Annotated in this window: 1 protein-coding gene; it reads right to left on the bottom strand. The window is 65.6% G+C overall.

Annotated elements, in window-relative coordinates; all coding sequences use genetic code 11:
- Positions 1 to 1,167 (bottom strand): FAD-dependent oxidoreductase (locus AC5RTT_RS20590; RefSeq protein ID WP_494146712.1); only part of this gene is annotated, 1,167 nt, incomplete at both ends.

Genomic DNA, 1,167 nt, shown 5'->3' with positions numbered 1-1,167 from the left:
CCCAGCCGCCGCCTTCGAGGAAGACCCCGCCGAGCTGTTTGTGCCGGGCGTGGAACGGGGACACCCGCAGGTTCCGGGGGGAGAGTTTGGGCTGGAGAGGGTGGAGGACGTCGTAGATTTCGACGAAGTTCTGCTGCGAGGTCTCGGAGACGTATTCGTCGGTGAGCTGGACGTCTTCGAAGCGGTTGATGTCGCAGTCGCCGAGGTCGATGGAGGATTTGCCGTCCACGAGGAGTTCGGCGACGGCGCGGGCGATGCCGGCGGAGTGGGTGACCCAGACGGCTTCGGCGACGTAGAAGCCGTCCAGTTCCTTGGATTCGCCCACCAGGGAGCCGCCGTCGGGGGTGAAGGAGAAGATGCCGTTGAAGCCGTCTTCGATCTCGGCTTCGCGCAGGGCGGGCAGGATCTGCTTGGTCGCTTCCCAGGCGGGCAGGAAGTCCTCGAGGGTGAAGTCCAGGCGGGAGGGCATGTGGTGTTCGCTGATCTCGTCCGGTTTGAAGCTTCCGAGCTCGTCGAGGTCCACGGGCATGGGTTTGTGGGCGTAGGAGCCGATGCCGTACCGGTCGCCGTGTTCGCGGTAGTAGAGGTCCTGGTCCTGGTGGCGCAGGATCGGCAGCCGGGCGCCGTTGGGGAGCTCGTTCTTGCCGTGCTGGGCCGGGACGGGGGTGGTTTTGACGTACTGGTGGGCCAGCGGGAGCAGGGGCACGGCCATGCCGATCATTTCACCGATTTTGGCGCCCCAGAACCCGGCGCAGGAGACCACGATGTCGGCCGGGATCACCCCGTCGGGGGTCTGCACGCCGGTGACCCGCCGGTTCGTCTGTTCGATGCCGGTCACGGCGGTGTTGCCGATGTACTTTACGCCGGCGGCTTCGGTGCGTTTGATCAGCAGCTGCACCGCGCGGGCCGCGGACGCGAGCCCGTCGGAGGGGACGTGGAGGCCGCCGAGGATGTCTTCTTCATTGATCAGCGGGTAGAGCTCCTTGCACTCCTCGCGGGTGAGGATTTTGCCGTCGATGCCCCAGGATTGTGCGTAGCCGAGTTTGCGCTTGAGGTCCGCGAGGCGGGTTTCGGTGGTCGCGACTTCCAGGCCGCCGACCTGGTTGAAGCAGGAGATGCCGTCCTCGGTGAGGGAGAGGAGTTTCTCGACCGTGTATTTGGCGAACA

The sequence above is a fragment of the Arthrobacter sp. Y3221157 genome (assembly GCF_059089865.1).
Note: the sequence above shows the minus strand (reverse complement) of the source record. Positions and strands in the feature narration are given on the sequence as shown.